General features: G+C 57.7%; 14 protein-coding genes. 6 read left to right on the top strand and 8 right to left on the bottom strand.

Annotated features, from left to right (window positions below):
- Positions 1-12: 12 nt before the first annotated feature.
- The 5 genes from AC2FH8_RS01475 to AC2FH8_RS01455 are packed head-to-tail and all read right to left on the bottom strand — an operon-like array spanning position 13 to position 4802.
- Complete coding sequence (locus AC2FH8_RS01475; protein ID WP_281972196.1) at positions 13-1491, bottom strand: aldehyde dehydrogenase; 1479 nt, start codon at positions 1489-1491, stop codon at positions 13-15.
- Between the two features lie 8 nt (positions 1492-1499).
- The gene (locus AC2FH8_RS01470; RefSeq protein ID WP_271946767.1) at positions 1500-2534 is read right to left on the bottom strand and encodes an LLM class flavin-dependent oxidoreductase; all 1035 of its coding nucleotides are present in this window, start codon (positions 2532-2534) and stop codon (positions 1500-1502) included.
- A gap of 12 nt (positions 2535-2546) precedes the next feature.
- Positions 2547-3455, bottom strand: coding sequence for a flavin reductase family protein (locus AC2FH8_RS01465; protein WP_496687826.1), 909 nt, complete (start codon positions 3453-3455; stop codon positions 2547-2549).
- Complete coding sequence (locus AC2FH8_RS01460) at positions 3452-4231, bottom strand: alpha/beta fold hydrolase (protein WP_496687824.1); 780 nt, start codon at positions 4229-4231, stop codon at positions 3452-3454. The genes AC2FH8_RS01465 and AC2FH8_RS01460 overlap by 4 nt, the downstream gene beginning before the upstream one ends.
- Complete coding sequence (locus AC2FH8_RS01455) at positions 4203-4802, bottom strand: amino acid synthesis family protein (protein WP_496687821.1); 600 nt, start codon at positions 4800-4802, stop codon at positions 4203-4205. Before AC2FH8_RS01455 ends, AC2FH8_RS01460 begins: the two co-directional genes overlap by 29 nt.
- A gap of 108 nt (positions 4803-4910) precedes the next feature.
- On the opposite strand from AC2FH8_RS01455, the gene AC2FH8_RS01450 reads away from it, so the two are divergent.
- The 5 genes from AC2FH8_RS01450 (at position 4911) to AC2FH8_RS01430 (ending at position 10892) form a co-directional block, all read left to right on the top strand.
- On the top strand, positions 4911-5759 hold the full coding sequence (locus tag AC2FH8_RS01450) for a LysR family transcriptional regulator (protein WP_496687819.1): 849 nt from the start codon (positions 4911-4913) through the stop codon (positions 5757-5759).
- Positions 5760-5844: 85 nt separating this feature from the next.
- Positions 5845-7095, top strand: coding sequence for a sarcosine oxidase subunit beta family protein (locus AC2FH8_RS01445; RefSeq protein ID WP_271946755.1), 1251 nt, complete (start codon positions 5845-5847; stop codon positions 7093-7095).
- A 14-nt stretch (positions 7096-7109) separates the two neighbouring features.
- The gene (locus AC2FH8_RS01440) at positions 7110-7397 is read left to right on the top strand and encodes a sarcosine oxidase subunit delta (RefSeq protein ID WP_496687817.1); all 288 of its coding nucleotides are present in this window, start codon (positions 7110-7112) and stop codon (positions 7395-7397) included.
- Complete coding sequence (locus AC2FH8_RS01435) at positions 7394-10339, top strand: sarcosine oxidase subunit alpha family protein (protein WP_281994714.1); 2946 nt, start codon at positions 7394-7396, stop codon at positions 10337-10339. Before AC2FH8_RS01440 ends, AC2FH8_RS01435 begins: the two co-directional genes overlap by 4 nt.
- A complete protein-coding gene (locus tag AC2FH8_RS01430) occupies positions 10332-10892 on the top strand; it encodes a sarcosine oxidase subunit gamma (RefSeq protein WP_281972201.1) in 561 nt (186 codons plus the stop codon). The genes AC2FH8_RS01435 and AC2FH8_RS01430 overlap by 8 nt, the downstream gene beginning before the upstream one ends.
- Before the next feature lie 7 nt (positions 10893-10899).
- On the opposite strand, the gene AC2FH8_RS01425 is transcribed toward AC2FH8_RS01430, so the two are convergent.
- Both AC2FH8_RS01425 and AC2FH8_RS01420 read right to left on the bottom strand, forming a co-directional pair.
- The gene (locus tag AC2FH8_RS01425; protein WP_271946744.1) at positions 10900-11904 is read right to left on the bottom strand and encodes a GlxA family transcriptional regulator; all 1005 of its coding nucleotides are present in this window, start codon (positions 11902-11904) and stop codon (positions 10900-10902) included.
- A 43-nt stretch (positions 11905-11947) separates the two neighbouring features.
- On the bottom strand, positions 11948-12196 hold the full coding sequence (locus AC2FH8_RS01420; RefSeq protein WP_142634203.1) for a hypothetical protein: 249 nt from the start codon (positions 12194-12196) through the stop codon (positions 11948-11950).
- Positions 12197-12407: 211 nt separating this feature from the next.
- Between AC2FH8_RS01420 and AC2FH8_RS01415 the strand changes: the two genes are divergently transcribed.
- Complete coding sequence (locus tag AC2FH8_RS01415; protein WP_496687814.1) at positions 12408-13286, top strand: LysR family transcriptional regulator; 879 nt, start codon at positions 12408-12410, stop codon at positions 13284-13286.
- Positions 13287-13289: 3 nt separating this feature from the next.
- Here AC2FH8_RS01415 and AC2FH8_RS01410 read toward each other — a convergent pair whose 3' ends face one another.
- Positions 13290-13967: a YrbL family protein gene (locus tag AC2FH8_RS01410; RefSeq protein WP_281994715.1), complete on the bottom strand. Its 678-nt coding sequence runs from the start codon at positions 13965-13967 to the stop codon at positions 13290-13292.
- Positions 13968-13992: the final 25 nt, after the last annotated feature.

The raw sequence follows: 13992 nt of genomic DNA, 5'->3' as shown, positions 1-13992 counted from the left end.
CTGACAACAGACCTAGCGCATCACAAACGGGTTCGCCATCGGCTCTTGCGAGGTGCTGATCCAGATGGTCTTGGTCCGGGTGTAATCGAGGATGGCTTCAACCCCGGCTTCACGACCATACCCTGATTGATTGAACCCGCCAAACGGCGCGATAGGAGAGATCGCGCGATAGGTATTAACCCAACAAATCCCGGACTTGATCCGCTTGGACACCCGATGCGCCCGCGCCAGGTTCTGCGTAAACACACCTGAACCCAGCCCAAAGACTGTGCTGTTGGCTAACGCGATGGCCTCTTCTTCGGTATCGAATGGCAGCAGAGACATGACCGGGCCAAACATCTCAACTTTCAACGTCTCGGTCTCGGGCGATATGCACTCGACCAGGGTTGGGTTCATGTAATTGCCGGGCCGATCCGCAGGTTGCCCTCCGAAATGGACCACGGCCCCCTGCTCCGCTGACTTGGCCAGGGTCTCTTCGATCTTGTTCACTTGCGCCATGGTACATAGCGGTCCGACATGGGTACCGGCCTCCAGCGGGTCACCCAGAACGATTGCACCCGCCTTTTCTTTGATGCGGCCGATCAGATCTTGCAGAACGGATCGCTGCACCAGCCCGCGCGTGCCCGCAACGCAACTTTGCCCCGACGCGCCAAAGTTTCCAGCGATCAGGCCATTTGCGGCCCCATCCAGATCCGCGTCTTCAAAAACAAGTATCGGCGATTTGCCACCAAGCTCCAGCGAGGTGACGGCGAAGTTTTCGGCGGAATTCCTGACCACATGGCGCGCTGTCTCGGGGCCACCGGTAAAGGCGATGCGATCCAGATCGGGATGGCGGGTTAGTGGAATTGCACAGTTTTCCGCATCCCCGGTGATGACCGAGACAACGCCCGCGGGGAATCCTGCCTGTTCAATCAAACGCGCGAATTCCAGCATCGGGGCGGGTGCGATTTCGGACGCCTTCAGCACGACGGTACACCCAGCCGCAAGCGCCGGGCCCAACTTGGTCGCTGTCAGGAACATTTGTGCATTCCAGGGCACAATAGCCGCGACAACACCAATGGGTTCGCGCGTGGTAAACACATGCATATCCGGCTTGTCGATGGGCAGAACCGTCCCTTCAACCTTATCCGCAAGCCCTGCGAAATAGCGGTAATAATCCGCGACATACCCAGTTTGCGCCGAGGTTTCTGCCAGCAGTTTGCCGCTGTCTGTTGTCTCAAATTCTCCAAGCCGTGCAGCGTTTTCGGCAACCAGGTCGGCCAGGCGATAAAGAAGCTTGCCGCGCGCTGTGGCCGTCATGTCGCGCCATTGCGGATCATCAAGCGCACGTTTGGCGGCGGCGACTGCCCTGTCGACATCCTCAGGTGCCGCACAGGAAAACGTAGCCCACCCCTGCCCAGTTGCGGGATTTGCAGATGTCATAACCTGAGACGTCGCCCCCTCAGACCAGGCGCCATCAATGAAAAGCTGAAAATGCGGTAGATTTCCCATAGTGTTCCTCACTGAAAGGCTGGCATGACATCGTCGATGAACCGCGCCAAAGAGGCACGTTTTCGCTCGTTCGTCATCCCGCTGTCGACCCAGAACGAAAACTCATCATAGCCCAAATCTTCATAACGTTTGATCCGGTCGATAACCTGCTGCGCTGTACCAACCGTCAGGTCGCGCGTCAGCTTATCATTTGTGTACATCTGATTGGCATCCATCTCGTCCTGGGTGATCCGTTGGATCAACCCTTGCTCGACCGGGCGTTTATTCATGAACCAGGCACCGAAATAGTTGTAATACCGGCGCAATTCCTGAACGCCTTGTGCAACATCGTCTGCGTCTTTGCCGACATATGTGTGATGCAACAGCATGATTTTGGGGCGCGGTCCGGTATGGCTGTCGCAGGCTGCATTGAAGCGGTCCATCAGCGTTTCAATCTCTTCCATGCCCTGCCACAGGGGGGTGACCTGGATGTTAAACCCGTTGTGGACACCGAATTCATGACTATTGGGGTCCCGCGCTGCGATCCAGATCGGCGGACCGTTTTTCTGAAACGGTTTCGGCGCAGATGTGGTTGCCGGAAAGGAATAAAACTCACCCTCATGCGCACAATCGCCCTGCCAGATTCGCGGAAGCAAAGGGGTTGTTTCCCGCATCCGTTGGCCCGCTTCCCAAGCATCCATCCCCGGCATCAGGCGCTCATACTCATAAGAATATGCGCCGCGTGCGATCCCCAGCTCGATCCGGCCTTTGGTAATCTGATCTGCCGCGGCGGCCTCTCCGGCCAATTTGATCGGATGCCAGAACGGGGCGACTACCGTACCCGTCCCCAGCCGTACATTCCGGGTGTGATGAGCCAGATCGACTAGCGAGATAAAGGGGTTGGGCGCGATGGTGAACTCCATCCCGTGATGCTCACCCGTCCAGACGGCGCGCATCCCGCCCTCGTCCGCCATTTTCACAAGGCTGACGAATTCGTCATACAGAACGTCATGCGGCTGATCTGGGGACAAACGTTCCATATGGGCAAACAGGGAAAATTCCATTGACCTGCTCCTTTATCGTATGCTGTGAATGTCGCCCTGCGAGGCGTCACCAAGGTAGAGAGCAAAATCCCCCTCTTTGGCTTCCATCGCATAGCGGGTCATCATGTGGCGGACACCGCCGGACACGTATTTCAGGTTCGGAAGGTCATCCGTTCTGATCCATTCGGCGCCCTCAAGCGGCGTTGGTCGGGAACAGCTGGCCAGAAAATAGGTGTAATGCTGCTTTGTTTCCGCATCGTCGAATGAGGAATAGACCTGTTCGACCTCTACCTTCAGTCCACGTTCTGACAAGCCCTGGGTCAATCGGTTTCGCTGCCCACCCCGCTCGACCCCGGCGATTTGAATGGGACGATAGGCACCGTTGCTCTGCTCCAGCAAAACACTGTCATCTTTGCGGATGATTGCGCCGCATATCGTCGGTACCATGGCGTCGATTTCGCGTTCGAGCCCCAGGCTGAAATACGACCCTCCGACATATCCAAGACCCTGCCCGACCGAGTGCGAGAACTCTGCCACTTCACCGATCAATAAGGTATGATCACCGGCGGGAAGGACCTGATGGGTCTCGCAGCAAAACTGCGCCAGCGCACCGTCGATCAGGGGCAGATCATAGAGACCATTGCTGTGCGCGACCTTTGCAAACCGGTCCCCTTTATACCCAGCGAAAGTATTCGATATCTCTTGCTGTCCATCTGCAAGCACATTCACCGCAAACCGGGTGCAGTTGGCGAAAATATCGTGGCTGGACAGAAACTTCCCCGGACACACCAGCAGCAATGGCGGGTCAAGCGATACGGACGAAAACGAGTTTGCGGTGAACCCAACTGGCGCGCCCTGCGGATCCCGTGCCGTCACCACTGTCACCCCGGTCATAAAGCTGCCAAATGCGTCACGCAAAGCTCGGGGGTCCATACTTGTCATGGCTGGCACCCCCCCACAAATTCCAACAGCTGTGCGTTTACTTCGGCGGGATGAGTCATCGGCAACATATGTGCGGCACCTGCGATGATTGCCGCTTGTCCCGAGGGAACCAAACGCGCCATGTCCCGAGACATTTCAGGCGTCGAATTCGGCTCATCCGCGCCGGTCATGAACAAGGCGGGACAAGCGATACGGGCCAGTTCATCATCGGAAGGACCGTCCGTTTCGGCAAAAGCGGTATACGCGGATTTGTAGGCCGCCGGATCAACCTCAGTCAGCCAGCGCATGCAGGCCAGTCGCTCGGCGGACGAGGCTTCGCCAAACCAACGTTGCAACGTGACAGTGGGATCATTTGGCCCCGATACGTCCAAGGCCGAGGCACGTGCGACGACGGCCTTGCGCGCGGCAGCCGGACGCCGATGGATCGCATTCAATGCCGCAACGCCAAGAACGCTATCTGGCACATCCGCCGCCAGTCGGAGCGCAATCAGGGCGCCCATTGAATGGCCGATCAAGACAGCGGGCTCTGTTAGCACGGACGCCGTGCGGTGCACGTATGCCTCCAAGCCAGTCGGATGATCAAAGCTCGACTGACCATGTCCTGACATATCCGGGCACAAGACACGATACCCCGCCGCGACCAGAGCGTCGATCTGCGCACCCCACGCCTCGGCTCGCAGACCAACCCCGTGCAGCAGAATAACCAGCGGCCCTTGGCCCTGATCAATCACCGCCAGGGTGCTGAGTTCAGACCGAGGCCGGGTTGTCCACGTCATGGCCCAAATCCTTGAGGTCCTGATAACGGTCGCCGATCCGATGATGGGGACGGCCCGAGGTTGCGCCACCCAGCACGACCACAATTTCATCCGCGCGCGGTGCGTCGGGGATTGCAAACTGCAGCGTCAGATAATGCGATCTACGCCCGGCATCATTCTTGTCCATCATGGGCACCATGATCGGAGTGTTCGCCGGACCGCGGGTATTGGTGAAGGACAGATAGGACTTGGCCCCAACCGCTTGACGATAGTAATTGCCGAAATGCAGCGTGTGGATCAGGCCCGAGGCATGTTCGACCTCACCATCCAAGCCAACAACCGCCGCCTTGCCATAGGCTTCGATCACCTCGCCATTGCCTGCAAGTGCGATCATCCGGTCTGTCAGCAACTGACCCAACACAGGCCCATAGGCCAGAATTTCCGGTCTCAGATCTTCGATATACCGGCCAGCCCAAGGGTTCGACACAACCGCAGCAACGGCAAACATGCGCCACGGGCGGTCGGCGGCACGAAATCCTTCGACCAGAACCTCTTCGTCGAAAGTTACCAATTTTCTGATATTTGGCTGCACAAGCGCCTCCCCAAAACTGCTTGAGGAAATATCACCGCCAGAAACATCTTTTGACAAACGAAAGAACTTGAGCCTTTGGTATTAATAATACTAATAGGTCAGTTACCGATGGCAAAAACACTCCCTCCTCTGACGTGGTTCCGGTCGTTCGAAGCGGCCGCGCGGCGGCTTAGTTCAACCGCGGCGGCGGATGAGATCGGGCTGACGCAATCCGCCGTCAGCCAACAGATCAGAGCGCTGGAAACCCGGCTGGGCGTTGTCCTGTTCCACCGCCATGCGCGCGGCCTGTCCTTGACCGATGAGGGGCGGAAACTGTTGCCCCAGGTTGAGACAGCCCTGGACATGCTGCAATCCGCCGCCTCGCCCTATTTGACAGTAGAAAAGGCGCGCCATATCACGGTTGCGGCCTCAATCAGCATTATCGAATGGGTCATCTCACCGGCCTTGCCAGAGTTTCAGGCCCGCCACCCCGAGACCTCGATCCGGTTTGTCAGCACGATCTGGCCTGACGAATACGCAGCATCGCGCGCCGATATTGAGGTACGCTTTGGTTCAGAAAAACAAGTCGGGAAAAATGCGAAACCGTTGAATCCCAATCGCCTTGTCCCGGTGGTGTCGCCGAATCTAAGCGGCAATTGGCTTGATCTGCCTCTGATCGAATCCGTTGGCACATCGGACAGTTGGGCGTCATGGGGTGAAATCACCGGCCAGAAACTGCGCAAGCCATCATATTTTGTGGATTCCTATGGCCTCGCCCTGCAACTTGCTGTTTCAGGCAGCGGTGTTGCGCTGGTGAATTCTATCATCGCAGAGCAAGCCCTGAAATCAGGCAAAGTCCGCCTTGCCAGCAAAGATTCCGCACCCGCCAGTGAGGGCTATTTTTTATCCGTCCTTCGCAACTCAGCCGAGGTATCGGATTTCACCGATTGGTTTTCCGGCCTTATTTCTTGTGCCTGAGGGTCTGATTCAGACACACCCATGTCGCATATGGGGATATCGCCGCGCCCGAAAATAATGAAGTTTGGAAGAAAAGGTCCGATTCATGAGATATTCCGGCTTTCGAGTTATCAAAGAGGCGCTAACCGGCCACAAAGGATGGAAGCCGGTCTGGCGTGAACCTGAACCTAAGGCCCATTACGACATCATCGTAATCGGCGGCGGCGGGCATGGTCTGGCAACCGCGCATTACCTTTCCAAAATCTACGGCCAACGAAATGTTGCCGTAATCGAGAAAGGCTGGATCGGTGGCGGAAATGTGGGCCGAAACACCACGATCATTCGCTCGAACTACCTGCTGGATGGGAATGAGCCGTTCTATGAGTTCTCGCTGAAGCTGTGGGAAGCGCTCGAGCAGGACCTAAACTATAACGCAATGGTCAGTCAGCGCGGTATCGTCAATCTGTTCCATACAGACGGTCAGCGTGACGCCTATACGCGACGTGGCAATGCGATGATCCTGAACGGGGCCGATGCCGAATTGCTGGACGCAGATCAGGTGCGGCGCGAACACCCTTATCTGAATTTCGACGACGCTCGCTTTCCGATCAAGGGCGGCCTTGTTCAACGGCGCGGCGGTACCGTGCGCCATGATGCAGTGGCCTGGGGCTATGCCCGGTCAGCCGACCTTCATGGCGTCGATATTATTCAGAACTGTGAAGTTACTGGGCTGCGGATAGAAGACGGTAAATGTCTTGGGGTCGAAACGACTAAGGGCTTTATCGGCGCCTCCAAAGTCGGATGCGCCGTTGCGGGCAGTTCGGGGCGCGTTATGGGGATGGCCGGACTGCGCCTGCCTATCGAAAGCCACGTTCTACAAGCCTTTGTATCTGAAGGGTTAAAACCCGTCCTACCCAGTGTCATCACCTATGGCGCGGGGCATTTTTATGTCAGTCAGTCCGACAAGGGCGGGCTGGTGTTCGGTGGCGATCTTGACGGCTATAACACCTATGCCCAACGCGGCAACTTGCCCGTGGTCGAGGATGTTTGCGAAGGTGGCATGGCATTGATGCCGATGATCGGACGCGCCCGGTTGCTGCGGATGTGGGGCGGCGTGATGGATATGTCGATGGATGGCTCACCGATCATTGACCAAACGCCCGTCGAGGGCCTCTATTTCAACGGGGGCTGGTGCTATGGCGGGTTCAAGGCAACTCCGGCTTCGGGCTATTGCTTTGCACATCTGCTTGCGAAGGACGAACCGCACCCTGTCGCAACGGCCTATCGGTTGGACCGGTTCCGCACCGGCCGGATGATCGACGAAAAAGGCGCGGGCAATCAGCCCAACCTGCATTAAAGGGGACACCAGACATGATAATCAACCACCCCCTTCTTGGGCCTCGCGATGCATCAGAATTCACCTATCTGGGCGACGCCGCGCTGATTGACCGCCCCGATTGGCAGGCGGAAAATGCCGCCGAAGCCTTTCACGACTATGCCTATCTGCGTGACAACCCGGCAGGCGAGCACCGTGAACTTTGGTACCACGAAACAGGTGACCGATCCTGGCTGGTCGTCACGCGCAACACGCTGACCCACGAGATTTCAAAGGCGGAACTGGCCCGCGATGTGGCCCGCGAACGGGGGCGCTCCAAATGACGCAGGTGAACCGGCTGAACGGCGGACAGATTGACCGCAACACCACGCTGAACTTCCGCTTTGACGGGCGCAGCTATACCGCGCATCCCGGCGACACCATGGCCTCGGCCCTGTTGGCCAATGATGTGCGTCTGATCGGGCGGTCTTTCAAATACCACCGCCCGCGCGGGCTTCTGACCGCAGGATCCGAAGAGCCGAACGGCTTGGTCGAACTGCGCTCGGGCGCCCGCAAAGAGCCCAATACCCGCGCAACAACCATCGAGATGTTCGAGGGGCTTGAGGCGCGATCACAGAACCGCTGGCCCAGCCTGAAATTCGACGCGCTGGCCGTGAATGACATGTTTTCCAACTTCCTGTCTGCGGGTTTCTACTACAAGACTTTCATGTGGCCTGCAGCCTTCTGGGAAAAGCTGTACGAGCCTACAATCCGTCGCGCAGCCGGGCTTGGATCGCTTTCGATGCAAGAGGACCCGGACGAATACGACAAGGGCTTTCGCCATTGCGATCTGCTGATCATTGGTGCCGGACCAGCCGGTCTTATGGCGGCTTTGACCGCGGGTCGTGCGGGCTCGGATGTCATTCTGGCGGATGAGGATTTCGCCCTGGGCGGTCGCCTGAACAGCGAAACACTCACCATAGACGATGCTGCGGCGTCTGACTGGGCGGCGCAGGCTGTGGCCGAGCTGTCCACGCTTCCCAATGTGCGCCTGATGCCGCGCACCACGGTGATCGGCGCGTTTGACCACGGAATTTATGGCGCGGTCGAGCGTACGGGCGATCATCTGCCCAGCCTGCCCGCAGGCAAACCCCGGCAAATCCTCTGGCGTATCTATACCCAAAAGGCGCTGCTGTGCGCAGGCGCGACCGAGCGGCCAATCGCATTCGAGAACAATGATCGCCCCGGCATCATGACAGCCAGCGCCCTGCGGACCTATGCCAACCGGTTTGGAGCAGCGGCATCGCAGCGCGTCGCCGTCTTTACCAACAATGATGACGGTCACCGCACCGCAGCTGATCTGCACGCCAAAGGTGTTAAAATCACCGCAGTGATCGATGTACGCAAGGACGCACCTATCAGCCACGATTACGAAGTTCTGCAAGGCGCGCAGGTCACAAATACCAAAGGCCGCCTGGGGCTGAGCTTTGTCGAAGTCGCCCTGCCCGATGGCTCAACCCGGACATTGGAATGCGGTGCCTTGGGCGTCTCGGGCGGTTGGAACCCCAACGTCCACATGACCTGCCACCAGCGCGGCCGCCCCGCATGGGATGAGACGCTGGCCGCCTTTGTTCCCGGCGCGGACCTGCCGGTAGGCATGTCCGTTGCCGGCGCGGCAAACGGCGATATGTCTACCCACGGTGCGTTGCGCTCTGGCGCCGAGGCCGCAATCGCCGCTTTGGACCTGACCAACGCCAAACCCGATCTGCCCGAGGCCGAGGACGCACCCATCGCGCAGACCCCATTCTGGTACGTTCAGGGCTGCAAACGCGCATGGCTGGACCAGCAGAACGATGTGACGGTCAAGGATGTCCGTCTCAGCTATCAGGAGGGCTTCCGTTCGGTCGAGCATCTGAAACGCTATACCACGCTGGGCATGGCCACGGACCAGGGCAAGACCTCGAATATCGGCGGGCTGGCGATCATGGCCGAGCTGGCCGGTAAGTCGATCCCCGAGACCGGTACCACCATCTTCCGCCCGCCCTATACCCCTGTCCCGATTGCCACTTTCGCAGGCCGGATGAAGGGTAAAGAGTTTCACCCCACCCGCCTGACGCCCTCACACCACTGGGCCGAAGAACGCGGCGCGGTGTTTGTCGAGGTTGGCAACTGGCTTCGTGCGCAGTGGTTCCCCCTGCCCGGCGAGACCCATTGGCGCGAGAGCGTGGACCGTGAAGTGCGTCAGACGCGTGCCTCGGTCGGGGTGTGCGACTGCACGACATTGGGCAAAATCGACGTGCAGGGCACCGATGCGGCAGCGTTCCTGAACCGGGTCTATGCCAACGGTTTCGCCAAGCTTGCGGTCGGCAAAACCCGGTATGGCCTGATGCTGCGCGAAGATGGCATAGCCATGGATGACGGCACCGCCGCGCGACTGGCCGAGGATCATTTCGTCGTAACCACAACGACCGCAAATGCCGTATTGGTCTATCGCCACATGGAATTCGTGCGCCAGTGCCTGTGCCCGGACATGGATGTGCAGCTGATATCCACCACAGAAGGATGGGCGCAATATGCAGTTGCCGGGCCCAATTCCCGTAAGCTGCTGCGAAAAATCATCGACCCGGAATTCGACATCTCGAATGAGGCCTTTCCCTTTATGGCCTGTGGAACCATCACCGTGTGCGGCGGCCTTCGGGCGCGGCTGTTCCGGATTTCCTTTTCAGGCGAGCTGGCATTCGAAATCGCGGTTCCCTCTCGCTATGGCGACGCATTGATGCGCAGGCTGATGGCCGAGGGCGAAGAGTTCGACGTTGTCCCATATGGCACCGAAGCACTGGGCGTCATGCGGGTCGAAAAAGGCCATGCTGCAGGCAGCGAGTTGAACGGCACCACAACCGCCCTGAACCTGGGAATGGGCCGCATGGTGTCCAAAAAGAAGGACAGCATCGGATCAACCCTGTCGGAACGCGAGGCACTGAACCAACCGGATGCACTGATGCTGGTGGGGATCAAACCGTTGGAGCCTGAAAACAAGGTAACCGCCGGTGGCCACCTGATGAAGAACGATGGCCCGGTCGATGCGGCCCATGATCAGGGCTATGTCACCTCAGCCGTCTACTCGCCCATTCTGAACAGTAGCATCGGGCTGGGACTGTTGAAAAACGGCGGCGACAGGCTGGGCGAAAAAATGCGCCTTGTCTCTCCGCTGACGGACCTGACGGTCGAGGTGGAAATTGTCTCGGCCCATTTCGTTGACCCGGAAGGAGAACGTCTGCGTGGATAATCTGGTTGCGATAACCGCCCTCGGCGCGGCTGACCCTCGGGTAGACACGGTTGGGCCTGTCACCTGTTCCGAGATACCGGGCGTGGCGTTGGCATCAGTCGCGGCGCGGCTCGGTCAGGAAACAGCGGCCAAAGCCGCATTGAAGAAACTAATTGGCGCTGAGGCACCAAAGGTCCAGAGGTTTGAAGGAACCGCAATCACCGCCTTTTGGGCGGGGCCAGAGCAATGGATGGTTGAAGCACCGCATGACACGCACGAGGACCTTGCTACGCAAGTAAAATCTGCCATTGGGTCTGCGGCCTCTGTCACTGAACAGACCGATGCCTGGGTGCGTTTCGACTTGGCTGGTGCGAACATTCAAGCAGTGCTGGAGCTTTTGTGCCAGTTGGATCTGCGCATATTGACTAAGGGGACGGCGGCGCGCAGCTCGATCCACCATATTGGCTGTTTCGTGCTGTGTCGTAGTTCGGATCACTACAGCCTGTACGGTCCGCGCTCATCCGCCAAATCTCTGCACCATGCGATCCTGACGGCGATGCGATCGGCGCTTTAGTCAGCGCCTAGACCGAGGGCAAAGGGGCGTTATCCTCAACCCGGAAACGGTTGATGCGGCGCCTGTCCTCGCTGGGGCTCAGGCCAAAAGCCGACCGGTAATGCGTCACCAAGGGCGCGACAGATCCATAGCCGACAGCGGCCGCGATCTGGGAAATGGGGTCTTTGGTATAAACCACCATCTGCCGCGCCGCCTTCATCCGCATGGCACGGTAGTAATGGCTGGGGCTGTGTCCGGTTGCCTGTTTGAATGCCCGTTCGATCTGACGAGGTGTGACGCCCATTTGTTTCGCAACTTCGGCAATCGAGATCGCTTGACCAATATTGGCGGCAAACATTTCAACGCTGCGTGAAACAAGCGGTGGAAGGCGGTCTCCCGTTTTCGGCGCTGTCGCATTGGGCACCTGCTGACGCACTGCCGCACCGCGCATCATCGGATGTTGAAACCAGCACGCAACCTCATGCGCAATGTCACCGCCCAAGCGATCGTGAACCAAATGCAGTGCCAGGTCGAACCCTGCCGCTGCACCGGCGGCGGTATAGCGCGTCACGGTGCGCACGATCACTTCGCTCCGGGCGTCCATATCGGGAAACTCGGCCTCAAATGCCGCCTCATAGCACCAGTGGACCGAGACCGGCTGACCTGCCATTGCACCGGATCGCACAAGAGGGAATACGCCACCGCTGATCCCGCCCAGAACTGTTCCGTGCCTCCCAAGACCACGCAGCAAGGCATTGCCGCTAACAGCGTTGTCAAAGACCGAAGACGGGCTGCTGAGCAGGAATAGAATGTCGATATTCCTGCAGTCCGCCAACGCGCGATCTGCTTCGAACCCAACCCCTGCGCTTGACTGAACCTTTTGACCACGTTCAGAAACCAGCGACCATCTAAACGCTTGATGACCTGCGATTTCATTGGCCGCCCGCAGGGGTTCGATCACCGATGTCAAACAAGCCATCGGAAAGCCATCAAACAGCAGAAAGCCGATATCGATTCTGTCCTGATCCGTCATAGATCCGTCCTAACAAGTTCCTGGCGGCAACCCTACACCAAGTTTATGCCCAACGGATCAGTCCAATAATGGCAGAGGTCGCATAGAACGCCTGCAACAGCAAAAACGTCCAGCGCCGATCAATCAATGCCCATGCGGCAAACAGCGCCGATGACACCAACAGTAGGGAGAATCCAAGAATCTCAGCGCCAATATTCGAAGCAATCAGCAAGGCATAAGCCATAGCCAGAACCGATCCGGTGATCTCAAACAGTGTTGTCAGGCGGCGGTTAGCTGTTCTGTCTTCCGTCATCAGTTACACTTTCCTTTGCCGAAAGAAGAAGACAGCGTCAGCGGACCAGATTTGCATGCCGACTGATGTTCGAAGTCTGTGATATCCTCCGGGTACAGATTGTTCATTTCGAAGCTCCGCGAACATTGTGTTCGCGATACCTAATCTGACATTTGCCTTTGCCGCAAATGAATGATTATCATTCAATGATCAAAATCTGTCATGGGCATTCATGAACGAACGTTTGGAAATAGACGCTTTGCGCGCGCTGCTAGCAATCGCGACCTATGGTGGTGTGACCAGTGCGGCCCGACACCTTGCGCTTTCGCAATCGGCAGTCAGCCATAAGATCGGCCGTTTAGAGCGCGCACTGAATTGCAAACTGCTGGCTCGCCGCAAAGGTGCCCCCCTGTTCACCGAAGACGGGCTGCGTCTTTGTGAATACGCCCGTCGAATTACCACTCTGCATGACGAAGCGGTGGCCTCACTTGGTAACAGGCCGCTCACCGGCCACTTGCGGCTTGGCATGACCGAGGATGCGACAACCAGCGGGATCGCCCAAATTCTTGGACGTTTCACGCGGCTGTACCCCGATGTTCGCGTACGAACCCGCACTGGTCAAAGCCTGAATGTTCAGGATTGGTTGAAGGCCGGTGAATTAGACTTGGCGGTGATTCAGATATTTCGCAACGACGTGCAGCCCGAAGATCTGATCCTGTTTCAGGATTCCCTTCATTGGGTCAAATCACCCGACTATCGTCTGAATCTGTCAGAACCGGTTCCGTTTCTGTCCTTTGACACACAGTGTTTCTACCGGAGATGGGGAATGGAAGACAGTCAGCAGCAGGACCACCGCTTTGACAATATCCTGGAATGTCCAAGTGCAGCAGGAATCCAGTCGGCTGTTCGATCAGGGCTGGGCATAGCGCTATTGAACGGGATGCACATTACACCAGACATGGAAGTCATCAACGATGTCTTTCCAAACCCTCCAGAGCTTGCCTATGTCGCACGGGTTCAGATGAACAACCGCAACGCCGTGACAAAAGCCCTGATTGCGGAGATAGCAAAAGAAGTCGAACGCGCCTTTCCCCTGCGCGTAGCAGTTTAGTGGTCAGGTCTTCATTAAACCAAAGCCACTCGACATCCTCTGTCGCCGGCGGTCGATTGACTTGCGAAACGCTGTTTCGCTGACCAGTGACAGCGGAAAAAGAACCCTCTCGCCAACGCCGTCAATCACGGTCAGCTTGCCGCCTCTTTCCTGCGCACGAACGATGTTTTCGAACCCCATGTCACCCACAATGATCCGGCCGCTTTCGAGATCGTCAAACAGTTCCATCAATTCAGCATGAAGACGTTCACGTCCGGCGTGATCTTTGGCCAGCGCGACGCGTTCCGAATGCAGGGTTGGCGCAAGATCTCCGTCCGGGCCGGTCAGTTTTTCCACCACTATCGCCGGGCCCGCTGATGTTGGCGCATATCCCATGAATTGCGCCAACCTTTCGATCTCAGGGCATCCACGGTTGAGCGCCGCCAGATATTCGTTTGCTTCGCGGTTCCATTGGCGCAGATTGCCATAGCGCCATTCGGCATAACGCGGCAGAAAATGGCTACGCACAGGTTCGTCCACCCGCACTTTCAGCAGCGCCCCTTCGACCTCGGGGTGCTGATAAATCAGGTAGTTGCGACTTTTTCGCAGGGGATTGTGGTCGCTCAGGTCAATCATGTCCGGGTGTTCCAACAGGGGTTGGGGTCTGTGTCCTTGAATGCCGGACAGCCCAAGTGGGCGCATTCATAGAATTTTCTCAAACCTGTTA

This window comes from Ruegeria sp. CDSC025, from assembly GCF_059610805.1.
Note: the sequence above shows the minus strand (reverse complement) of the source record. Positions and strands in the feature narration are given on the sequence as shown.